The organism is Streptomyces sp. NPDC015171 (assembly GCF_043079545.1).
In the GTDB taxonomy this organism is placed as follows: domain Bacteria; phylum Actinomycetota; class Actinomycetes; order Streptomycetales; family Streptomycetaceae; genus Streptomyces.
Genome location: NZ_JBIBUO010000001.1, coordinates 812,112 through 831,951, shown reverse-complemented (window position 1 = coordinate 831,951; position 19,840 = coordinate 812,112). Strand labels below are relative to the sequence as shown.

Genomic DNA, 19,840 nt, shown 5'->3' with positions numbered 1-19,840 from the left:
CCGGGCACGCCGGGGAACTCGTGACCGCCGCCTGGCGTTGTCATCACAGGGAGGGTCCACTGGACCAAAGTGTTCCCCAGCTGCACGACTTGGAGGGCGCACCGTGCACCGCCGGCACAACGGGCTCAAGACCGCCGTACTCCTCGGGGGACTGTCCGCACTCATCATCGTCATCGGCAGCCTCTTCGGCCGTACGGGACTGATCGTGGCCGTCCTGGTCGCCCTGGGCACGAACGCGTACGCGTACTGGAACAGCGACAAGCTGGCGCTGCGCGCGATGCGGGCCCGCCCGGTCAGCGAGTTCGAGGCCCCCGCGCTGTACCGGATGGTGCGTGAGCTGTCCACGCAGGCCCGCCAGCCCATGCCCCGCCTGTACATCTCGCCGACGGAGGCACCCAACGCCTTCGCCACCGGCCGCAACCCGCGCAACGCGGCCGTGTGCTGCACCGAAGGCATCCTGCGCCTGCTGGACGAGCGCGAGCTGCGGGGCGTCATCGGCCACGAGCTCAGCCATGTCTACAACCGGGACATCCTCATCTCCTCGGTCGCCGGCGCACTCGCCTCCGTGATCATGTTTCTGGTGAACTTCGCCTGGCTGATCCCGGTCGGCCGCTCGGACGACGACGACGGCCCCGGCCTGTTCGGCACTCTGCTGATCATGATCCTGGGCCCGCTCGCCGCCACCCTGATCCAGCTGGCCATCAGCCGCTCCAGGGAGTACGAGGCGGACGCCTCCGGCGCCCAGCTCACCGGCGACCCGCTCGCCCTCGCCAGCGCCCTGGGCAAGCTGGAGACGGGCACCAAACAGCTTCCGCTGCCCCCTGAGCCCCGGATCGAGACGGCGAGCCACATGATGATCGCCAACCCCTTCCGCCCGGGCCAGGGACTGTCCAGAATGTTCTCCACGCACCCGCCGATGGCGGAGCGCATCGCCCGGCTGGAAAAGATGGCAGGTCGCCCGTGAAGACCATTCTGAACGTCATTTGGCTCGTCCTGAGCGGCTTCTGGCTGTTCCTGGCCTACCTCGCCGCCGGTGTGCTGCTCTGCATCACGATCATCGGCATCCCCTTCGGCGTCGCCGCCTTCCGCATCGGCCTCTACGCCCTCTGGCCGTTCGGGTACACCACGGTCGAGCGGCGCGACGCGGGCGCTCCCTCCTGCGTCGGCAACGTCCTGTGGCTGGTCCTGGCCGGCTGGTGGCTGGCGCTCGCCCACATCGCCACGGGCATCGCGCTGTGCATCACGATCATCGGCATCCCGTTCGGCATCGCCAACTTCAAGCTGATCCCGGTCTCGCTGCTGCCCCTGGGCCGCGAGATCGTCCCCACCGACCAGCCGTTCGCGGCCCGCTGAGCGAGCCGGCGCCGTACGCCGCGCGGGCAGCTCCCTGACGGCGCCTCAGGCCTCGCGCAGGCCCGCCCGCCACCGCCGTACGCCGTAGCCCCCGCCCCCGCCGCGAGCCCGCCCGCGCCCACCCCCACGGCCGCCACGGCCACGACGGCCCCCACTGCCACCACAGCCGCGCAGGCCGGCCCGAGCAGCAGCCCGGACCCCGCGGCACGCGGCGGCGGGCCCCAGAGCCGCGAAGACGCCTGCCCCGGCCATCGAGCCGACGCCGACGCCGACGACCACGGCGTCCCGCACTCCCAGGGTGCGCCGCGGACGGGCATCGGCACGTGTCGTACGCCGCACCCTGGTGATCCTGGCAACCGCCGGGCGGCCCCCGACGTCCTCATCACCGACACGGCACGAACACGCGCGCGACGGACAGCGGGCCCTTACCGGAAAATCAGGGACCGGTCAGTGCGGACGCGGCGCGGAAGGGCAGGTTCACGGCATGAGCATCATCGGTTGGATCATCCTGGGACTGCTGGCCGGAGCCATCGCGAAGGTCCTTCTGCCGGGCCGCGACCCCGGCGGCTTCATCGGTACGACCCTCATAGGCATCGCGGGCGCCTTCATAGGCGGCTGGATCTCGGCCCGCTGGCTGGACCACCCGATCAGCAAGAACTTCTACGACGGCCCCACCTGGGCCGCCGCCATCGGCGGCTCCCTGGTGCTGCTGATCGCCTACCGCATCCTCTTCGGCAACTCGCGCGACTGAGCGCGGCGCGGCGGCGGAGCGGCACGCAAGGGTGGGCACCGCCGGGTGCCCACCCTTCTTGCTCCGTCTCTTCGTCCGGTCGGCTACCGGTAGTTCACGAACTGCAGCGCGAAGTCGAAGTCCTTGCCCTTCAGGAGGGCGATCACGGTCTGCAGGTCGTCACGGCTCTTGGAGCTCACGCGCAGTTCGTCACCCTGGACCTGAGCCTTGATGCCCTTCGGACCCTCATCGCGGATGATCTTCGCCACCTTCTTCGCGTTGTCCTGGGAGATGCCCTCCTCGATCGTCGCGAAGATCTTGTACTCCTTGCCGGAGAGCTGCGGCTCGCCCGCGTCCAGCGCCTTCAGCGAGATGCCGCGCTTGACGAGCTTGGACTGGAAGACGTCGAGGATGGCGTTGACCCGGTCCTCGGAGTTGGCCTCCATGAGGATCTTCTCGCCGGACCAGGAGATCGAGGCCCCCACGCCCTTGAAGTCGTAGCGCTGCGAGATCTCCTTGGCGGCCTGGTTGAGGGCGTTGTCGACCTCCTGCCGCTCGACCTTCGAGACGATGTCGAAACTGGAGTCGGCCATGTCCTGTGGCTCCTTGTATCAGGGGGCGTATCGGGTGCGCGGCGGCGACCGCCGGGCCCGGTGGCGCACCGGGCCGCATCCGCCCAAGCCTAGCCACCCCGCGAGCCGAGGGGTGGAGATCAATCGGGTGGCGAAGCACCCCTCCGCATCGGGTATTGTTTACGTCGTTGCCGGAGAGCACCGCCGAAAGCGGGTTCGAATGGCAGCACTACCCGGCGGTGTGCCCGAGCGGCCAAAGGGAGCAGACTGTAAATCTGCCGGCTCAGCCTTCCCAGGTTCGAATCCTGGCGCCGCCACACGGGAACGAAGCCCCGTGATCTGTGAAAGCAGATCACGGGGCTTCGTCGTTTTCTCTCCGCTCCCGCCTCCCCTTCCGAGTTCGCCCGATCGTGGCGGATCCACGACCCACACCAACTCCTCACCGACTCCCGGTGGTCACAGCTCTCGGTGACGTCACTAGAATCGAACGTATGAACGAGGTCTATGTGCAGGGCATCGGCCAAGAGCAGGCGGTACGGGCTCGCGCCGAGGAAGGCGTCCCCGGGAGCCGGCCGTGCCCGCCGTGCCACCCGGACGCCACGCCGGGGGTTCCGGAATGACCGGACCGGGTGCGGGCCCGGACGGTCCGGATGATGCTGGAGCCATGGCCGGGAAACGACCCATCATCGTGCACCTGCCGTCCCCGACCGGCGGTCGCCGGGTCCGGGCCGACGGCGAGATCCTCGGCCTCGCGCACAACGTGCGGGACCTGGTGGAATTCCTGCGCCGGGCGGGGCTGGAGATCGAACCGGAAGACGTGGCCGACTCGCCGCTGATCGACTGGCGCGGGGTCGGCCCCGAGCGGTGGGAGGCGGAGACCCGGACCTGACCTCGCCGTCGCCGTGACCGGGGCGCGGGCGCACGGGCGGTCCGGGGCGGGCACACTGACGGCATGTCCTCCCGACGCAGAACCTGCCCCGTGTGCCGCCGCGAAATCGCCGTCGTCGCAGGCCGCTTCGCGCGGCACGACCCGCCCGGATCGCGGGAGGGCGCGGAACTCGTCTCCTGCGCCGGTTCGCGGCGGCAGGCGCAACTCGGGGCCGCGCAGCCGACCCTGGACGGCTACGTCGTGCCGGACTTTCCCGGACAGCTGCCCCTGTTCTGAGCCTGACGGGCCGGCAGCACCCGGCACGCGGGGGCGCGGCCGACGTGCTCCGACGGCTCGTCAGCAGGGCCTACGAGGCAGGGCGTACGAAGCGGGGCGTACGCCAAAGCGCGCGGCGGGTTCGACCCGTCAACGAGGGGCGGCCGGTGTCAGTTCCCGGCCACCGACTTCACCGCGACCGACACCGGTGTCGAACCACTGATCAGCTCCAGCGTGAGATGGGCCGTCGCCGGAGTGTCCACCAGCTCCGCGAGGACGGCCGCCACGTCGTCCCGCGGGACCGAGCCGCGCCCTGTGTGCGCCTCCATACGGACCAGGCCGGTGCCGGCGTCGTTCGTCAGCGCGCCGGGGCGCAGGATCGTCCAGTCCAGCGCCTCCTGCCGGCTGATGTACGCGTCGGCCTCGCCCTTGGCGCGCAGGTACGCGTCGAAGACCTCGTCCCCCTGGTGCGCGGGATCCGCTCCCATCGAGGACACCACCAAGAAGCGCCGTACGCGCGCGCGTACGGCCGCGTCCGCGAAGAGCACCGCCGCGCCCCTGTCGACCGTGTCCTTGCGGGCCGTGCCGCTGCCCGGGCCCGCGCCGGCCGCGAAGACCGCCGCGTCGGCGCCCTGCAGATGCGCCGCGACCTCCTCCACCGAGGCGGACTCCAGGTCGAGCAGGACCGGTTCGGCGCCGGCCGCCCGCAGATCGTCGCCCTGCTCGGCCTTGCGGATGATGCCCGCGACCTCTTCCCCGCGCGCGGAGAGCAGACGCTCCAGCCGCAGCGCGATCTGACCATGACCACCAGCGATGACAATGCGCATGAATCCGACCGTACGCCCGAAGGATCGCATCCGCCGCACGAGTTAACCGGCGCGGCAGAAGCGTGCCGGGCGCACACTCCGTCCCGAGCGCCCCGCGTGCATGCAGTGCCACCCGCCGGTCACGCACTCTCCTTCACACGTCGGGCGGCCACGACGCTTCACACGCGCCGGCGACGGCGGGCACAACGCTTCACGCGCCCATGACCGGCCACCGCGCCGGCACGCGCTCCAAGCCCCCGAGACCCGACCGGACCCCGCGCCCCGGCCCGCACACCGACACCCGTCTCCGAGCCCCCGCCCGCACCCCGGTACCCGTCTCCGCGCCCCCGCCCGCACCCCGGTACCCGTCTCCGCGCCCCCGCCCGCACCCCGGTACCCGTCTCCGCGCCCCGGCCCGGGCGCCGATAGTCGGCTCCCCGCCCGGCCCTCGCCGACTCACGCTCAAGCGCGCTCAGGACAGTTCCCCGCGCCCCTGTCGCGGCAGCCCGAGTTCCGCTGCCGCCGCCGAATTGCAGTACTCGCGTACCGCGCTCGTACGGGCCACCACCCGGCCCCGGTGCACCACGATCCGGCTGTAGGCCAGGGAGAGCGCGCCGGCCAGGTGGCCGCCGCGCACGGCCAGGAGTTCGGCGGGGAAGCCCGCCTCCACGCGGACCTCCGGCAGACCCAGCACCGTGCGGGCCGAGGCGCACACGGCGTCGTAGGCGTCCTCCGGGCGCAGCCCGTGGGCGGAGGCGAGGAGGTACGCGGCTTCCAAGGGGTCACCGCGGCCGACGGGGTTCGAGATGTCGCGCAGGGCCCCGCTGCCGGCCGCCACCCGTACCCCGGCCGCGCGCAGCAGCCGCACCGGTGCCGCACCCCGCCGGTCGGCGCCGCCGCAGCAGCCCTGGGGCAGGCACACCACCGCCACGCCCGCCGCCGCCAATTGGTCGGCCGCGCGGGAGGCGGCCTCGGTGGGCAGGCGCGTGAGACCGGCGCACGGTCCGATCGTCACGCCGGGGCGCAGACCCCCCGCCATCGCCGCGAGCCGGGACAGCCGGGCCGGGTCGGCGGCGTCGGTGTGCAGGTCCACCGGGCAGCCGTGTTCGGAGGCCACCTCCAGCACCGCCTCCACGTAACCCGTGGGGTCCGGGTCCAGGTCCGGGCAGCCGCCCACCACGGAGGCGCCCATCTTCACCGCGTCCCGCAGCATGGCGATCCCGTCGGCCCCGGCCGCCCCGGTCAGCAGCCGCGGCATCGCCACCGTCGTCAGCTCCGCGAGCCCCCGCAGCGACCGCCGCGCCTGGAGCACGGCGCCGAGCGCGCCGAGCCCCTGGACGTCGCCCACGCGCACGTGCGCGCGCACCGCCGTCGCCCCGTGCCCGAGCTGCAGCAGGGCCGCCTCCGTCGCCCGGCGCTGGACGTCGTCGGGGGCGTACGAGACCGGGCCGGGGTGTTCGGCGGACAGGGCGGTGTCGCCGTGGGCGTGCGGTTCGGCAGGCGCCGGCAGGAGCAGATAGCCGCTCAGGTCCACGCGCGTGGAGCCCGCGCGGGCCGGGCCCGGTGCGAGACTTCCGGTCGTACCCACCGCCTCGATGCGCCCCCCGCACAGCCGTACGTCCACCGTCCGGCCGTCGGTGAGCCGCGCCCCGCAGAGCAGGAGGGCGGCGGGGTCGGACGATCCCGACGACCCCGACGAGTTCGGCGAGTTCGACGGCGGTTGCGGCTGCGGCTGGCTGTCGGGCATCGCGCTCCAGGGTCGGGGCCGGGGCTCGGGCGGGCCGGTGGGAGGGGTCGGAGGGATCGGGGGCGTGCGTCGCTCCGTGATTACGCAGAGTGAGTCGAGCCTAGGGTGGCGAGCCGCGCGGAGCGCGTAGGGGCGCAATAGTCGTACCGGCGTGGTCCGCCTCGGGCGGCACGCGTGGGGCCCACGCGCGGCCGGTCACGCGGCGGACGACGCCCGCGTGCGCGTGCCGTTCGCCCGGCGGGACCGTTCAGCCGTCTGTGCCGGCGTGGCCGCCGCCTGTGCCGGCGTGGCCGCCCGCGCCCACGCGCGTGCGCCGCTGCCTTCCGCCCGGCCCGAAGCGTGGCCCCAGGCGCGGTCCGAGGGCGGCCCAAGGTACGGCCGGAGCGCGGTCCGAGGCGCGGCCCGAAGTGCGGCCGGAGCCGGCCGTCAGCCGGCCGTCGCGTTCCTGCGTGCGGACCGCCGGCGGGCACCGGGCAGCCGCCCGGACCCACCCCGTCACACCCCCAACGCCGGTACGTACGCGCGTGATGACCGGTGGCGGAGAGCCGTGCCGCGTGGGGCCCGAGGGGCTGCCGCGAGGGCCGTGCGGAGGGCGGTGAGGGGCGGCGGGATACGGATTTGGGTGAACGGCGGCGGACCGTGTAATGTCTTCATCGCTCGCCCCAATAGCTCAGTCGGCAGAGCGTCTCCATGGTAAGGAGAAGGTCAACGGTTCGATTCCGTTTTGGGGCTCTGGTGTGAGAGGTTCCCGTCGCAAGACGGGTTCCGATCTCATCAAAGCGGTGTAGCTCAGTCGGTAGAGCAAGCGGCTCATAATCGCTGTGTCACCGGTTCAAGTCCGGTCACCGCTACTGACAGTAGCCGATTGCGAGGTCGGTCCTTCAATCGGCTACTCTTGCTTGCGTTAAATAAGCCCATCCGTTCGTCATAGGAGCACTCACGTGGCTGCCACCGACGTCCGCCCGAAGATCACGCTGGCCTGCGTGGAGTGCAAGGAGCGGAACTACATCACCAAGAAGAACCGGCGTAACAACCCGGATCGCATGGAGATGAAGAAGCACTGCCCGCGTTGCAATGCGCACACCGCGCATCGCGAAACGCGATAATCAGGCTCGTCCGTGAGGCCGTCCCCTTCCGAGGGGGCGGCCTCACGGCGTTTTCCCACCGGCTCGGCGCCCGCTCCGCCCCACTGGCCCCGTGCGTGATCCACGGTGGGAATCCGGCTAGTTTGGGGGCTTCGCAGCTGACATCAGGAGGTGCCGGGCCATGGCGCTCGACCAGTCCTTCGTGGGACGGACCTACCCGCCCACCACGCCCTATGAGGTGGGCCGGGAGAAGATCCGCGAGTTCGCCGAGGCGGTGGGCGAGACCAACCCGGTGTACACGGACTCCGAGGCCGCCAAGGCGTTCGGCCACCCCGATGTGATCGCCCCGCCGACCTTCGTGTTCTCCATCACCTTCCGGGCCGCCGGGCAGGTCGTGGAGGACCCGCAGCTCGGGCTGGACTACAGCCGCGTGGTGCACGGCGACCAGAAGTTCGCCTACGCCCGCCCGGTGCGGGCCGGCGACCGGCTCACCGTCACCTCCACGATCGAGGCGATCAAGTCCCTCGCGGGCAACGACATCCTGGACATCCGGGGTGAGGTGCACGACGAGGCCGGCGAGCGTGTCGTGACCGCTTGGACCAAGCTCGTGGCCCGCGCGGCCGAGGAGGCGTGAGGACCCGATGACGGCGAAGATCGCGTACGACGACGTCGAGATCGGCACCGAGCTGCCGGCCCAGACCTTCCCCGTGACCCGCGCCACGCTCGTGCGCTACGCGGGCGCCTCCGGGGACTTCAACCCGATCCACTGGAACGAGAAGTTCGCCAAGGAGGTGGGCCTGCCGGACGTCATCGCGCACGGCATGTTCACCATGGCCGAGGCGATCCGTGTGGTCACCGACTGGACCGGGGACCCGGGCGCGGTCGTGGAATACGGCGTCCGCTTCACCAAGCCCGTCATCGTCCCGAACGACGACCAGGGCGCCGTGATCGAGGTCAGCGGCAAGGTCGCGGCCAAGCTCGACGACAACACCGTGCGCGTGGACCTGACGGCCATGAGCGCCGGGCAGAAGGTGCTGGGCATGTCCCGCGCGGTCGTGCGACTGGCCTGAGGGCTGGTCGTACGGCGGGCCCCCGGCGACCCGACCCGGCCAGGCCAGGCCCGTCCCGCAGGCGGTACAGGTAAGGGGCGCCCTCCCTGGAGGTGCGCCCCTTACGCATGCCCGGCGGACAGCGTCCGCCGCGGATGCCCGGGGTGCGGGGCGTGGCGCCCGGGCTCCGCGCGCGTGAGCCCCACGCGCGCGGGGCACGCGCTCCTTGCGAAGTTAGTGATTGAGTACTAACTTACTGGCATGCCCAGGATGAGCGCAGAGGAACGGCGTGAGAGTGTCGTCCTCGCCGCGACCGCCGAGTTCGCGCGCGGCGGATACCACGGCACCTCCACGGAGGCGATCGCCAAGCGGGTCGGCGTCTCGCAGCCGTACCTCTTCCGGCTCTTCCCGGGCAAGAAGGCGATCTTCCTGGCGGCGGCCGAACGCTGCGTGGAGGACACCATCCGGACCTTCGAGGAGGCGGCCGAGGGGCTGCGGGGCGACGAGGCCCGGCAGGCCATGGCGAACGCCTACACCCGGGTCATCGCGGAGCGGCCCGAGCGGCTGATGATGCAGATGCAGATGTACGTCGCCGTGGCGTCCGCGGAGCAGGAGGGCGACCACGAGTTCGGCGAGAGCGTCCGGGCCGGCTGGACGCGGCTGTGGGACGCCGTGCGGCTCGCGCTCGGCGCGGACGTCGACGAGACCACCGCCTTCCTGTCGTGCGGGATGCTCATCAACTGCCTGGTGGCCATGGGGTTCCCGCCGTCGCACCGGGTGTGGGAGGGGCTCTACCCGTCGGCGCGGCTCACGGGGCGCCTGGAGGTGTAGGGCAGCGGGGGAGGGCGTTCCGTCGCCCTCCTGCGGGCGGGAGGGGCATGGGGCCCTTCCCCGCCCGCGGAAGTTAGTAATCAATAACTAACTGTAATCAGTGGGGGAGCAATGTCACAACCGGCAGCAACACCCGGCACCACCACATCGCGCGCGGGCACGGTGTGGGCCCTCGTCATCACCAGCGTCGCCGGGTTCATGGCGGCCCTGGACAACCTCGTCGTCACCACCGCCCTGCCCTCCATCCGCGAGGACCTCGGCGGGGCGCTGGACGACCTGGAATGGACCGTGAGCGCCTACACGCTCACCTTCGCCGTCCTGCTGATGTTCGGCGCCGCGCTCGGCGACCGCTTCGGGCGCCGCCGGCTCTTCATCGCCGGACTCGCCGTCTTCACGGTCGCCTCCGCCGCCGCGGCCCTGGCACCCGGCATCGGCTCCCTGATCGCCGCCCGCGCGGTCCAGGGCGTCGGCGCCGCCGTGATGATGCCGCTCACACTGACCCTGCTGACCGAGGCCGTGCCCGCGGCCAGGCGCGGGACCGCGTACGGCATCTGGGGCGCCGTCAACGGGCTCGCCGTCGCCTCCGGTCCGCTGATCGGCGGCAGCCTCACCGAACACGTCTCCTGGCACTGGATCTTCTGGCTGAACGTTCCGCTCGGCCTGGCCGTCCTGCCCCTGGCCCGGCTGCGCCTCGCCGAGTCCTACGGCGCCGGCGCCCGGCTCGACCTCCCCGGCACGCTGCTCGCCAGCGGCGGCCTCTTCGGCATCGTGTACGGCCTGGTCCGCGGCCCCTCCGACGGCTGGGCCGACTCCGTGGTGCTGACCGCCCTGTGCGCGGGCGGGGCGCTGCTGGCCGGGTTCGTGGTCTACGGTTCCCGCGCCGCCGCCCCGATGCTGCCGATGCGGCTGTTCCGCTCCCGCGCCTTCTCCGGCATCAACGCGGCCAGCCTGCTGATGTTCGTCGGGATGTTCGGCTCGATCTTCCTGCTCAGCCAGTACATGCAGGGCGTCCTCGGCTACTCGCCGACCGAGGCGGGGCTCAGGATGCTGCCGTGGACCGGCATGCCCATGATCGTCGCGCCTGTCGCCGGGATCCTCTCCGACCGCGTCGGTGGCCGGCCGGTCGTCGCGGCGGGCCTGTTCTTCCAGGCCGCCGGCCTCGGATACATGGCCTGGGTGGTCGCCACGGACACCTCCTACGGCGCCCAGCTGCCCGGCCTGATCCTCAGCGGCATCGGCATGGCCCTCTACTTCGCCCCCGCCGCCAACCTGGTCATGTCCAGCGTCCGCCCGCAGGAACAGGGCGTCGCCTCCGGCGCGAACAACGCGCTGCGCGAGGTGGGCGGAGCGCTCGGCATCGCCGTCATGTCGTCGATCTTCTCCTCACGGGGCGGTTACGAGTCCGCGCAGAGCTTCGTGGACGGGCTGCGGCCGGCCCTGGTCACCGGCTCCGCCGTGGTCGCCCTCGCCGCGGTCGCGGCCCTGGCCATCCCCGCCCGCCGGAGCGCGGGCCGGACCGCCACGGCGGACGGGCAGGCACCCGCACCCGTCCTCGAGACCACCGCCGGCTGACCCGCGCGCCGCACAAGGCGCCCGTGATGCCCGCGCCCCCTGGTGCGTGCGAATGGTGCGTGCGAAACCCGCCACCCGCCGTCCGGAGCCGAGGTGCACGTCTCCGCCTCCGCTTCGAGCTTCGGACCCGGGGCGCCCGCCGCTTCCTCGCCCGCCCGCCCGGCCGTGCGGCGGCAGGACGGTCGCGCGCCCGGCGCCCGCACGGGACCGCCCTCCGGGCGCGGCCCCTGCGGCGCACCTTCTGGACCGCGTCCGCCCGGGAGCCGGCAGACGCGCTGAAGCGGTCCTCCCGCTCCGGCGCCCGTCGGCCGGCCTCCCGCGCCACGGCCCCCCCGATCCACCCCGCCGCGTTCGCCGGCCGGCGGCAGCACCGCGCACGCGCGCGTAGACCCGCCGTCGGCCGGCGGCAGGCCCACGCGCGCGTGGGCCTGCACGCTGACGAAGGTCCACGCGCGCGTGCCCGCGGCCCCGTGCCCACGACCGCGCACGCGCGCGTGCACGGCCCTTGCGGGCCACGCGTGCGTGCCGCGGCGGGCCCGCAGTCCCCGTTGCGCGCGTGCGGGGCTGTCGGCGGTGTCTCGTAGTCTTGGGCCCGTGCAGGTACTCCACGACGCCCCCCTTGCCCCGCTGACCACCTTCCGGCTGGGCGGTCCCGCGACGCGGCTGGTGACCGCGGCGACCGACGCCGAGGTGATCGCCGCCGTCCGCGAGGCCGACGACAGCGGCACCCCGCTGCTGCTCATCGGCGGCGGATCGAACCTGGTCATCGGCGACAAGGGCTTCGACGGCACCGCCCTGCGCATCGCCACGCGCGGGGTCGGACTCAGCGGCACGACCGTGGAGCTGGCGGCCGGCGAGGTGTGGACCGACGCCGTCGCCCGCACCGTGGAGGCCGGCCTCGCCGGGATCGAGTGCCTGGCCGGCATCCCCGGCTCAGCCGGCGCCACCCCGATCCAGAACGTCGGCGCCTACGGCCAGGAGGTCTCCTCGACGATCACGGAGGTGATCGCGTACGACCGGCGGGCCGGCGAGACCGTCGCGCTGACGAACGAGGAGTGCGCCTTCTCGTACCGCCACAGCCGCTTCAAGGCCGACCCCGAGCGCTATGTCGTGCTCCGGGTCCGCTTCGAGCTGGAGGACGCGGACGGGCTGTCCGCGCCGGTGAAGTACGCCGAGACGGCCCGCGCGCTCGGGGTGGGGACCGGCGACCGGGTGCCGCTGGCGGACGCCCGCGAGACCGTGCTGAAGCTGCGCTCCGGCAAGGGCATGGTGCTGGACGCCGAGGACCACGACACCTGGTCGGCCGGGTCCTTCTTCACCAACCCGATCCTCACCGACGAGCAGTTCGCCGCGTTCCACGCGCGCGTGCGCGAGCGCCTGGGCGACGGCGCCGAGCCGCCCGCCTACCCCGCGGGGGAGGGTCGTACGAAGACGTCCGCCGCCTGGCTGATCGACAAGGCCGGCTTCACCAAGGGCTACGGCACCGGCCCGGCCCGCATCTCCACCAAGCACACCCTCGCCCTGACCAACCGGGGCGCCGCCACCACCGAGGACCTGCTGGCCCTGGCCCGCGAGGTGGTCGCCGGCGTCCGCGATGCCTTCGGCGTGACCCTGGTCAACGAGCCGGTGACGGTGGGCGTGAGCCTGTAGCCGGGCCGGCTCAGTAGGCCACCCCCACCCCCTGCCTGAGGGTCTCCCCGGCGTCGATCGCCGACAGCATCGCGTGCGCGACGTCCGCGCGCGCGATGAACCGGCCCCGGGCCGGGAAGCCGCCGACGACCCTCCGGTAGCGGCCGGTCAGCGGCTTGTCCTGCAGACGCGGCGGCCGAACGGACGTCCAGTCCGTGCCGCTGCGGGCCAGCGCCGCCTCCATCTCGCGCAGATCGGCGTAGACGTCCTTGAGGACCGCCGACACCACGCCCCGCATCCCGCGGTCCAGAAGGCCGTCGTCCGCCGGAGCGGGGCCGACCGGTCCGGCGCTGACCACCACCAGCCGGCGTACGTCCTCCGCCTCCATGGCGCCGAGAACCGCACGGGTGAGCCGGGCGGCCACCCCGGCGTCCTTGCGGCTGCGCGCGCCCAGGCCGGACAGGACGGCGTCCCGGCCCCGGACGGCGGCGCGCAGCTCCTCGGAGCCGGTCAGGTCGCTGCGGACGACCTCCAGACGGGCGCCGGTGACGCCGAACCCGCTCGGGTTCCGTACGACCGCCGTGACGTCATGACCGGCGTCCAGGGCCTGGCGGACCAGTTCCCGGCCGATCCCCCCGGTGGCACCGAAAACGGTGAGCTTCATGTGACTCCCCCACGTCGAAGAGGTGGGTGAGCGTTCACTCACCCTGTTGCCCTCTAGAGTGGGTAAGCATTCACTCACTCGTCAAGGCCGATCGGAGCCCCATGGAGAGCAAGCCGACGCGCGTCCGCATCCTCGACGCGGCCCACGAGCTGATGCTCACCGTCGGCCTCGCCCGCGCCACCACCAAGGAGATCGCCCGCGCGGCCGGCTGTTCCGAAGCGGCCCTCTACAAGCACTTCGACAGCAAGGAAGAGCTGTTCGTGCAGGTCCTCACCGAGCGCCTGCCCCCGCTCGCCCCGCTGCTGGACAGCCTCGCCGCCGAACCGGGCCAGGGCACGCTGGAGGGGAACCTCACCGAGATCGCCCGCCGGGCCGCCCTCTTCTACGAGGAGACCTTCCCGATCGCCGCCTCCCTGTGGGCCGAGACCCAGCTCAAGCGGCGCCACGACGACGCCCTGCGCACCCTCGGCTCCGGCCCGCACGTGCCCATCGAGGGCCTGGACACCTATCTCCGCGCCGAACAGGCCGCCGGCCGCGTCCGCGCCGACGCCGACACCTACGCCGCCGCCTCGCTCCTCCTGGGCGCCTGCGCCCAGCGCGCGTTCGCCTACGACGCCACCGACAGCGGCGAGCCCCCGGCGGTGGACGGGTTCGCCGCCCGGCTCGCCAAGACCCTGCTGGGCGGAATCTCCGTTGCGGAGCCCTCCTCGTGATCAGCAGGCTGGGCGCATGACGAACACCCCCGCCCCGGCCCCGGCATGCGGCTGAGACTGCGAGAGTTCCGGTTCAGGACCGGACCGCGCGAGCACCGGGTCGTCCAGCCCTGGGAGCCGCTGCGCCACACCTCGCTGCGCGACCCGGCGCCCTACGGCGTCCTGACCGGCGATCACGACGGGCTGAACCGGCTGGCCGGCCTGTTCTCCTTCGCCGCCTGCTCACGGAACACGGTCGTCCATGTCCCGTTGCGCTCCACCGTCACCGGCCATCACGGAGGCGTCGCGGGCCTGGTCGACCTGGTGCTGGTCCACCACTCCTACGGGCTGCGGCCCAGCCGGTGGCCCGAGCTGCGCCGCAGGCTGACCCAGGGCAGAGCGCTCACGGTCCGGACGGACGAGGCCCGCACGGCGCGCGACGCGGCGGCCTGGGAGCGGCGCCGGCACCGGGCGGACTTCCGGGACGAGTTCCACCCCACCACGCACGCGCGTACGTTCTTCCTCGCCGGCAGCCGTGACGCCTTCGCCGCCACGGCCATGTCCTGCGCCCAGGCGGCGGGCTGGGGCCCGCGGCAGAGCGGGGTCGTGAAGGGCGGCTTCGCCCTCATGGGCTGCGTCCCGGCCCTCAAGGACGCGCCAGGACCGCCGCCGGGCCCGGAGGTGCTGATCTGCTTCCAGGCCTATCCGCCCTACGCCCACTTCAGGCGGCCGGGCGTGCCAGCCAGCCGTCCACTCCGGCCAGCAGCCGCGCCTTGACCTCCTCCGGGGCGGCGGAGCCCCGCACCGACTGCCGGGCGAGCTCCGCCAGCTCGGGGTCCGTGAAGCCGTGCACATGCCGGGCGAGTTCGTACTGGGCGGCCAGCCGGGAGCCGAACAGCAGCGGGTCGTCGGCGCCGAGGGCCATCGGCACGCCCGCCTCGAAGAGGGTGCGCAGCGGCACGTCCGCCGGCTTCTCGTACACGCCGAGCGCCACATTGGAGGCCGGGCACACCTCGCACGTCACGCCCCGGTCGGCAAGCCGCTTCAGCAGCCGCGGGTTCTCGGCCGCCCGCACCCCGTGCCCGATCCGCGTGGCGTGCAGATCGTCCAGGCAGTCCCGCACCGACGCCGGTCCGGTCAGCTCGCCGCCGTGCGGAGCCGACAGCAGACCGCCCTCGCGGGCGATGTGGAAGGCCCGGTCGAAGTCCCGTGCCATGCCCCGCCGCTCGTCGTTGGAGAGCCCGAAGCCGACCACGCCCCGGTCCGCGTAGCGCACCGCGAGCCGGGCCAGCGTGCGCGCGTCCAGCGGGTGCTTCATCCGGTTCGCGGCGACCACGACGCGCATGCCGAGGCCGGTCTCCCGGGACGCCGTGTCCACCGCGTCCAGGATGATCTCCAGCGCCGGGATGAGACCGCCGAGCCGGGGCGCGTACGACGTCGGGTCCACCTGGATCTCCAGCCAGCCCGAGCCGTCCTTCAGATCCTCCTCGGCGGCCTCCCGGACCAGCCGCTGGATGTCCTCGGGCTCGCGCAGACAGGAGCGCGCCGCGTCGTACAGCCGCTGGAAACGGAACCAGCCGCGCTCGTCCGTGGCGCGCAGCTTCGGTGGTTCGCCGCTGGTCAGCGCCTCCGTCAGGGCGTCGGGCAGCCGCACGCCGTGCTTGTCGGCCAGCTCCAGGACGGTCCCGGGCCGCATCGAGCCGGTGAAGTGCAGGTGCAGATGGGCTTTCGGCAGCTCAGAGAGATCACGTACACGCTCCATCCCAGGATCCTGCCGTACGGAGCCGTCCTCCCGGTAGCCGTTTCCCCGTTCGTGGTCTTGCTCGCACACAGAAACGGGCCGCCTCCCCGGGGGGAGACGGCCCGCACGCGCGCGTGGCGGCCGGGAACTAGTCCCGCGCCTCCGCCAGCAGCTTCTGCAGCCGGCTCACGCCCTCGACGAGGTCCTCGTCGCCGAGCGCGTACGACAGCCGCAGATAGCCCGGCGTGCCGAAGGCCTCGCCCGGGACGACCGCGACCTCGGCCTCCTCCAGGATCAGCGCGGCCAGCTCGACCGTGTCCTGCGGACGCCTGCCGCGGATCTCCTTGCCGAGCAGCGCCTTGACCGACGGGTAGGCGTAGAACGCGCCCTCGGGCTCCGGGCAGAGCACGCCGTCGATCTCGTTGAGCATCCGCACGATGGTGCGGCGGCGCCGGTCGAAGGCCTCGCGCATCTTCGCGACGGCCTCCAGGTCGCCGGAGACGGCGGCCAGGGCGGCCACCTGGGCCACGTTGGAGACGTTCGAGGTGGCGTGCGACTGCAGGTTCGTCGCGGCCTTGATCACGTCCTTCGGACCGATGACCCAGCCCACCCGCCAGCCGGTCATGGCGTACGTCTTCGCCACGCCGTTGACGACGATGCACTTGTCGCGCAGCTCGGGCAGGATCGCCGGGAGCGAGGTGAACTTCGCGTCGCCGTAGACGAGGTGCTCGTAGATCTCGTCGGTCAGCACCCACAGGCCGTGCTCGACGGCCCAGCGGCCGATCGCCTCGGCATCGGCCTCGCTGTAGACGGCGCCGGTCGGGTTGGACGGGGAGACGAAGAGCACGACCTTCGTCCGCTCCGTGCGCGCCGCCTCCAGCTGCTCGACGCTCACCCGGTAGCCGGTGGTCTCGTCGGCGACGACCTCCACCGGGACACCGCCGGCCAGGCGGATGGACTCCGGGTACGTCGTCCAGTACGGCGCCGGGACGATGACCTCGTCGCCCGGGTCGAGGATCGCGGCGAAGGCCTCGTAGATGGCCTGCTTGCCGCCGTTGGTGACGAGGACCTGGGAGGCGTCGACCTCGTAGCCGGAGTCGCGCAGCGTCTTCGCGGCGATCGCGGCCTTCAGCTCGGGCAGGCCGCCGGCCGGCGTGTAGCGGTGGTACTTCGGGTTCTTGCAGGCCTCGACGGCCGCCTCGACGATGTAGTCCGGGGTCGGGAAGTCGGGCTCACCGGCGCCGAAGCCGATCACCGGACGCCCGGCGGCCTTCAGGGCCTTGGCCTTGGCGTCCACGGCGAGGGTGGCGGACTCGGAGATCGCGCCGACTCGGGCGGAGACCCGGCGCTCGGTGGGAGGGATTGCAGCGCTCATGCGGCCCATCGTTCCAGACCGGAAATACCCCGGGCACACGGGTTTCACAGACTGAACAGCATGGGGTCGAGTCGTGAACACGCATCCGAATCCGGCCTCCGGCCAGGACGATCTTCGGCTCCACGGCTCCGGACGGGCGCTTTCTGTTCGACGCCGGGCCCCGGACCACGTACACTCTCACCTCGTTGGCTTCCAGCGGCTGCCGTCGAACCGGTGCACACCGAGCACTCGGTCGGATGCGGTACGTTGGGGGACACACAAAGGGTCGTAGCTCAATTGGTAGAGCACCGGTCTCCAAAACCGGCGGTTGGGGGTTCAAGTCCCTCCGGCCCTGCTACACACACCGCCAGGATGTGTGCGCATGTACGTACAGCATTGCACCGCCGTGCGGCTCAGAAACCGGGCGCGGCACGGCCACGACCCGGGACCAGGTGAGGACAATGACGGACGCCGTGGGCTCCATCGACACGCCTGATGCCCAGGACGAGGTGCCCGAGTCCAAGAAGAAGGCTCGCAAGGGCGGCAAGCGCGCCAAGAAGGGCCCGCTGAAGCGTCTCGCCACCTTCTACCGGCAGATCGTCGCGGAACTCCGCAAGGTCGTCTGGCCGTCGCGTAACCAGCTGACTTCGTACACCACTGTGGTGATCTTCTTCGTCGCCATCATGATCGCGCTGGTGACCGTGATTGACTATGGGCTCAACCACGCGGCCAAGTACGTCTTCGGCTGAGCCAAGAGCGAAGGGCGCCGTGGCATCGGCGCCCGTTTTCGCATGTTCCACCCCTATGTATCCAGGAAGAAGCAGCCATCGTGTCTGACCCGAACCTGAACGACGACGCCACCGAGCCTCGCGCGGCTGCTGCCGAGACGGTGGAGGACGAGCTCGACATCGTCGAGGGCGCGGACGAGCAGGACGAGTTCGAGGCTGCCGACGCCGAGGCGGGTGAGCCGGCCGAGGAGGCCGCGCTGCACGTCGAGGACGAGGACGCAGAGGTCGACGAGGTCGAGGCCGAGGCGGACGAAGACGCCGAGGCCGACGAGGACGCCGAGGCTGACGAGGAAGACGCCGTCGCCGAGGAGCCGGCCGCTCCGGTCGACCCGATCGCGGCCCTGCGCGAGGAACTGCGCACCCTGCCCGGCGAGTGGTACGTCATCCACACCTACGCCGGTTACGAGAACCGCGTGAAGACCAACCTGGAGCAGCGCGCCGTCTCGCTGAACGTCGAGGACTACATCTTCCAGGCCGAGGTGCCGCAGGAAGAGGTCGTCCAGATCAAGAACGGCGACCGCAAGACGATCAAGCAGAACAAGCTGCCGGGTTACGTCCTGGTCCGCATGGACCTGACCAACGAGTCCTGGGGCGTCGTCCGCAACACCCCGGGCGTCACCGGCTTCGTCGGCAACGCCTACGACCCGTACCCGCTGACCCTGGACGAGATCGTCAAGATGCTCGCCCCGGAGGCCGAGGAGAAGGCCGCCCGTGAGGCCGCCGAGGCCGAGGGCAAGCCCGCCCCGCAGCGCAAGGTCGAGGTCCAGGTCCTGGACTTCGAGGTCGGCGACTCGGTCACCGTCACCGACGGCCCGTTCGCCACGCTCCAGGCCACCATCAACGAGATCAACCCGGACTCGAAGAAGGTCAAGGGCCTGGTCGAGATCTTCGGCCGCGAGACCCCGGTCGAGCTGTCCTTCGACCAGATCCAGAAGAACTGAGCACGCAGCACCCCGAGAGCGCCCCACCGGTGAACACCGGGCAGGGGCGCTCTCGCCGTGTCCGGCCCGCCGTCGCGGGCGCCGCGGCCGTGCTGGCGCCGCTCGTGCTGACGTACGCCGTGTGCTTCCCGGCGGCCTGGCTGCGGACCGAGGTCCGGGGACAGGAGCCGGTCGCGGCCACCTTCCACGACGGGGCGTGCCTCCTCGGCCGCTGCAGCGTGACCTTCTCCGAGGCGGGCGAGGAGCTGACCGTCGGCCTCCCGCTCGGCACGCGCGCGCGTGGGCATGCCGAGGGCGACACCGTGGACGTGCTGCACGCCCCCGGGGAGCCAGGGCGGGCCGCGCTCGCCGACGACACCGGGCGGGGGAGCGTGGCCGCGCTGCTCGCGGTGCCGGGCGGCGCGACCCTGCTGGCGCTGCTCGCCGGCGCCGTGCACGTGCTGCGCGACCGGCGGTCCGAGGGCCCCGCGCATCCCGCCTGACCAGGACGATTTCATGTCCTGAGGGGACAGCGGCTATCGTTGTGCGGTATGCCATCTGCGGGATCATGCATCGGCATGGATCCGGATCACATGGTCCGGATGACGCGGACGGTAATCAACCTCTCAGTAAGGACCCGGAGAGAGCATGCCTCCCAAGAAGAAGAAGGTCACGGGGCTCATCAAGCTCCAGATCCAGGCCGGCGCCGCCAACCCGGCTCCGCCGGTCGGCCCCGCGCTGGGCCAGCACGGCGTCAACATCATGGAGTTCTGCAAGGCCTACAACGCCGCGACCGAGTCGCAGCGCGGTTGGGTCATCCCGGTGGAGATCACGGTCTACGAGGACCGTTCCTTCACCTTCGTCACCAAGACTCCGCCGGCCGCGAAGATGATCCTCAAGGCCGCTGGTGTCGAGAAGGGCTCCGGCGAGCCGCACAAGACCAAGGTCGCCAAGATCACCGAGGCGCAGGTCCGCGAGATCGCCCAGACGAAGATGCCCGACCTGAACGCGAACGACCTGGACGCCGCGGCGAAGATCATCGCCGGTACCGCGCGTTCCATGGGCGTCACGGTCGAGGGCTGACCCCACTAAGCAGTCATGCGGCCGTAGCCGGTCGCACGTGGCAGGGCCTGCTCGGCCCAGGGACCACGACTCCTTTCAGA

General features: G+C 72.1%; 23 protein-coding genes and 4 tRNA genes. 21 read left to right on the top strand and 6 right to left on the bottom strand.

Translation table 11 applies throughout. From position 1 onward, the window contains the following. The first annotated feature begins 103 nt into the window (after positions 1–103). The 3 genes from htpX to ACF073_RS03815 all read left to right on the top strand — a co-directional run bounded on the left by htpX (position 104) and on the right by ACF073_RS03815 (position 2,104). Complete coding sequence (gene htpX, locus ACF073_RS03825; protein WP_392066549.1) at positions 104–964, top strand: zinc metalloprotease HtpX; 861 nt, start codon at positions 104–106, stop codon at positions 962–964. Then, positions 961–1,353: a YccF domain-containing protein gene (locus ACF073_RS03820; RefSeq protein WP_392066547.1), complete on the top strand. Its 393-nt coding sequence runs from the start codon at positions 961–963 to the stop codon at positions 1,351–1,353. The genes htpX and ACF073_RS03820 overlap by 4 nt, the downstream gene beginning before the upstream one ends. 484 nt (positions 1,354–1,837) lie before the next feature. Continuing rightward, positions 1,838–2,104: a GlsB/YeaQ/YmgE family stress response membrane protein gene (locus ACF073_RS03815; RefSeq protein ID WP_392066546.1), complete on the top strand. Its 267-nt coding sequence runs from the start codon at positions 1,838–1,840 to the stop codon at positions 2,102–2,104. 83 nt (positions 2,105–2,187) lie between these two features. Here ACF073_RS03815 and ACF073_RS03810 read toward each other — a convergent pair whose 3' ends face one another. Beyond that, positions 2,188–2,676: a YajQ family cyclic di-GMP-binding protein gene (locus tag ACF073_RS03810; protein WP_392066544.1), complete on the bottom strand. Its 489-nt coding sequence runs from the start codon at positions 2,674–2,676 to the stop codon at positions 2,188–2,190. A 214-nt stretch (positions 2,677–2,890) separates the two neighbouring features. Here ACF073_RS03810 and ACF073_RS03805 point away from each other — a divergent pair. The 3 genes from ACF073_RS03805 to ACF073_RS03795 all read left to right on the top strand — a co-directional run bounded on the left by ACF073_RS03805 (position 2,891) and on the right by ACF073_RS03795 (position 3,820). After that, a tRNA-Tyr gene (locus ACF073_RS03805) sits at positions 2,891–2,972 on the top strand. Between the two features lie 347 nt (positions 2,973–3,319). Beyond that, entirely contained in the window at positions 3,320–3,544 is a 225-nt protein-coding gene (locus ACF073_RS03800; RefSeq protein WP_392066542.1) for a hypothetical protein, read from the top strand. A gap of 63 nt (positions 3,545–3,607) precedes the next feature. After that, positions 3,608–3,820: a hypothetical protein gene (locus tag ACF073_RS03795; RefSeq protein WP_392066541.1), complete on the top strand. Its 213-nt coding sequence runs from the start codon at positions 3,608–3,610 to the stop codon at positions 3,818–3,820. Positions 3,821–3,969: 149 nt separating this feature from the next. Here the strand turns inward: ACF073_RS03795 and ACF073_RS03790 are convergent, their stop codons facing one another. Both ACF073_RS03790 and ACF073_RS03785 read right to left on the bottom strand, forming a co-directional pair. Next, positions 3,970–4,626: an SDR family oxidoreductase gene (locus ACF073_RS03790; RefSeq protein WP_392066539.1), complete on the bottom strand. Its 657-nt coding sequence runs from the start codon at positions 4,624–4,626 to the stop codon at positions 3,970–3,972. A gap of 451 nt (positions 4,627–5,077) precedes the next feature. Continuing rightward, complete coding sequence (locus ACF073_RS03785) at positions 5,078–6,352, bottom strand: amidohydrolase family protein (protein WP_392066537.1); 1,275 nt, start codon at positions 6,350–6,352, stop codon at positions 5,078–5,080. Positions 6,353–7,011: 659 nt separating this feature from the next. Here ACF073_RS03785 and ACF073_RS03780 point away from each other — a divergent pair. The 8 genes from ACF073_RS03780 (at position 7,012) to ACF073_RS03745 (ending at position 12,539) form a co-directional block, all read left to right on the top strand. Then, positions 7,012–7,084, top strand: a tRNA-Thr gene (locus ACF073_RS03780). Positions 7,085–7,130: 46 nt separating this feature from the next. Further along, positions 7,131–7,203: transfer RNA gene (locus tag ACF073_RS03775), tRNA-Met, on the top strand. Between the two features lie 90 nt (positions 7,204–7,293). Beyond that, entirely contained in the window at positions 7,294–7,458 is a 165-nt protein-coding gene (gene rpmG, locus ACF073_RS03770; RefSeq protein WP_018834916.1) for a 50S ribosomal protein L33, read from the top strand. 160 nt (positions 7,459–7,618) lie between these two features. Further along, the gene (locus ACF073_RS03765) at positions 7,619–8,071 is read left to right on the top strand and encodes a MaoC family dehydratase N-terminal domain-containing protein (RefSeq protein WP_392066535.1); all 453 of its coding nucleotides are present in this window, start codon (positions 7,619–7,621) and stop codon (positions 8,069–8,071) included. A gap of 7 nt (positions 8,072–8,078) precedes the next feature. Then, on the top strand, positions 8,079–8,507 hold the full coding sequence (locus ACF073_RS03760; protein ID WP_392066533.1) for a MaoC family dehydratase: 429 nt from the start codon (positions 8,079–8,081) through the stop codon (positions 8,505–8,507). A 240-nt stretch (positions 8,508–8,747) separates the two neighbouring features. Then, the gene (locus ACF073_RS03755) at positions 8,748–9,317 is read left to right on the top strand and encodes a TetR/AcrR family transcriptional regulator (RefSeq protein ID WP_392066532.1); all 570 of its coding nucleotides are present in this window, start codon (positions 8,748–8,750) and stop codon (positions 9,315–9,317) included. Between the two features lie 111 nt (positions 9,318–9,428). Next, a complete protein-coding gene (locus tag ACF073_RS03750; protein ID WP_392066530.1) occupies positions 9,429–10,889 on the top strand; it encodes a DHA2 family efflux MFS transporter permease subunit in 1,461 nt (486 codons plus the stop codon). Positions 10,890–11,483: 594 nt separating this feature from the next. Further along, positions 11,484–12,539 (top strand): UDP-N-acetylmuramate dehydrogenase, encoded by a 1,056-nt coding sequence (locus tag ACF073_RS03745; protein WP_392066528.1) that lies wholly within the window; start codon positions 11,484–11,486, stop codon positions 12,537–12,539. Between the two features lie 10 nt (positions 12,540–12,549). On the opposite strand, the gene ACF073_RS03740 is transcribed toward ACF073_RS03745, so the two are convergent. Further along, positions 12,550–13,182, bottom strand: a complete 633-nt coding sequence (locus ACF073_RS03740; RefSeq protein ID WP_392066526.1) for an NAD(P)-dependent oxidoreductase — start codon at positions 13,180–13,182, stop codon at positions 12,550–12,552. Positions 13,183–13,283: 101 nt separating this feature from the next. On the opposite strand from ACF073_RS03740, the gene ACF073_RS03735 reads away from it, so the two are divergent. After that, positions 13,284–13,895 carry a TetR/AcrR family transcriptional regulator gene (locus ACF073_RS03735; protein WP_392066524.1) on the top strand — a complete coding sequence of 204 codons (612 nt, stop codon included), beginning with the start codon at positions 13,284–13,286 and terminating at the stop codon, positions 13,893–13,895. 45 nt (positions 13,896–13,940) lie between these two features. Further along, the gene (locus ACF073_RS03730; RefSeq protein ID WP_392066522.1) at positions 13,941–14,651 is read left to right on the top strand and encodes a hypothetical protein; all 711 of its coding nucleotides are present in this window, start codon (positions 13,941–13,943) and stop codon (positions 14,649–14,651) included. Here the strand turns inward: ACF073_RS03730 and ACF073_RS03725 are convergent. Continuing rightward, positions 14,596–15,636, bottom strand: coding sequence for an adenosine deaminase (locus tag ACF073_RS03725; protein ID WP_392066520.1), 1,041 nt, complete (start codon positions 15,634–15,636; stop codon positions 14,596–14,598). The genes ACF073_RS03730 and ACF073_RS03725 overlap by 56 nt on opposite strands. 127 nt (positions 15,637–15,763) lie before the next feature. After that, positions 15,764–16,990, bottom strand: coding sequence for a pyridoxal phosphate-dependent aminotransferase (locus ACF073_RS03720; protein ID WP_392066518.1), 1,227 nt, complete (start codon positions 16,988–16,990; stop codon positions 15,764–15,766). A gap of 261 nt (positions 16,991–17,251) precedes the next feature. Here ACF073_RS03720 and ACF073_RS03715 point away from each other — a divergent pair. The 5 genes from ACF073_RS03715 to rplK all read left to right on the top strand — a co-directional run bounded on the left by ACF073_RS03715 (position 17,252) and on the right by rplK (position 19,760). Further along, a tRNA-Trp gene (locus ACF073_RS03715) sits at positions 17,252–17,324 on the top strand. 106 nt (positions 17,325–17,430) lie between these two features. Beyond that, positions 17,431–17,718, top strand: a complete 288-nt coding sequence (gene secE / locus ACF073_RS03710; RefSeq protein ID WP_201832349.1) for a preprotein translocase subunit SecE — start codon at positions 17,431–17,433, stop codon at positions 17,716–17,718. Between the two features lie 80 nt (positions 17,719–17,798). Beyond that, entirely contained in the window at positions 17,799–18,698 is a 900-nt protein-coding gene (nusG, locus tag ACF073_RS03705; RefSeq protein WP_392066516.1) for a transcription termination/antitermination protein NusG, read from the top strand. Positions 18,699–18,727: 29 nt separating this feature from the next. Further along, a complete protein-coding gene (locus ACF073_RS03700) occupies positions 18,728–19,180 on the top strand; it encodes a hypothetical protein (RefSeq protein ID WP_392066514.1) in 453 nt (150 codons plus the stop codon). A 145-nt stretch (positions 19,181–19,325) separates the two neighbouring features. Next, positions 19,326–19,760 carry a 50S ribosomal protein L11 gene (gene rplK, locus ACF073_RS03695; RefSeq protein WP_030747472.1) on the top strand — a complete coding sequence of 145 codons (435 nt, stop codon included), beginning with the start codon at positions 19,326–19,328 and terminating at the stop codon, positions 19,758–19,760. The last annotated feature ends 80 nt before the right edge of the window (positions 19,761–19,840 follow it).

Coding starts and splice junctions, on each gene's coding strand:
- ACF073_RS03815 (WP_392066546.1), top strand. CDS start 1,838: ATGAGCATCATCGGTTGGATCATCCTGGGACTGCTGGCCGGAGCCATC.
- ACF073_RS03755 (WP_392066532.1), top strand. CDS start 8,748: ATGCCCAGGATGAGCGCAGAGGAACGGCGTGAGAGTGTCGTCCTCGCC.
- secE (WP_201832349.1), top strand. CDS start 17,431: ATGACGGACGCCGTGGGCTCCATCGACACGCCTGATGCCCAGGACGAG.
- ACF073_RS03760 (WP_392066533.1), top strand. CDS start 8,079: ATGACGGCGAAGATCGCGTACGACGACGTCGAGATCGGCACCGAGCTG.
- ACF073_RS03795 (WP_392066541.1), top strand. CDS start 3,608: ATGTCCTCCCGACGCAGAACCTGCCCCGTGTGCCGCCGCGAAATCGCC.
- ACF073_RS03800 (WP_392066542.1), top strand. CDS start 3,320: ATGGCCGGGAAACGACCCATCATCGTGCACCTGCCGTCCCCGACCGGC.
- ACF073_RS03725 (WP_392066520.1), bottom strand. CDS start 15,636: ATGGAGCGTGTACGTGATCTCTCTGAGCTGCCGAAAGCCCATCTGCAC.
- ACF073_RS03730 (WP_392066522.1), top strand. CDS start 13,941: ATGCGGCTGAGACTGCGAGAGTTCCGGTTCAGGACCGGACCGCGCGAG.
- rplK (WP_030747472.1), top strand. CDS start 19,326: ATGCCTCCCAAGAAGAAGAAGGTCACGGGGCTCATCAAGCTCCAGATC.
- ACF073_RS03740 (WP_392066526.1), bottom strand. CDS start 13,182: ATGAAGCTCACCGTTTTCGGTGCCACCGGGGGGATCGGCCGGGAACTG.
- ACF073_RS03790 (WP_392066539.1), bottom strand. CDS start 4,626: ATGCGCATTGTCATCGCTGGTGGTCATGGTCAGATCGCGCTGCGGCTG.
- ACF073_RS03735 (WP_392066524.1), top strand. CDS start 13,284: ATGGAGAGCAAGCCGACGCGCGTCCGCATCCTCGACGCGGCCCACGAG.
- ACF073_RS03810 (WP_392066544.1), bottom strand. CDS start 2,676: ATGGCCGACTCCAGTTTCGACATCGTCTCGAAGGTCGAGCGGCAGGAG.
- ACF073_RS03720 (WP_392066518.1), bottom strand. CDS start 16,990: ATGAGCGCTGCAATCCCTCCCACCGAGCGCCGGGTCTCCGCCCGAGTC.
- ACF073_RS03765 (WP_392066535.1), top strand. CDS start 7,619: ATGGCGCTCGACCAGTCCTTCGTGGGACGGACCTACCCGCCCACCACG.
- ACF073_RS03785 (WP_392066537.1), bottom strand. CDS start 6,352: ATGCCCGACAGCCAGCCGCAGCCGCAACCGCCGTCGAACTCGCCGAAC.
- ACF073_RS03750 (WP_392066530.1), top strand. CDS start 9,429: ATGTCACAACCGGCAGCAACACCCGGCACCACCACATCGCGCGCGGGC.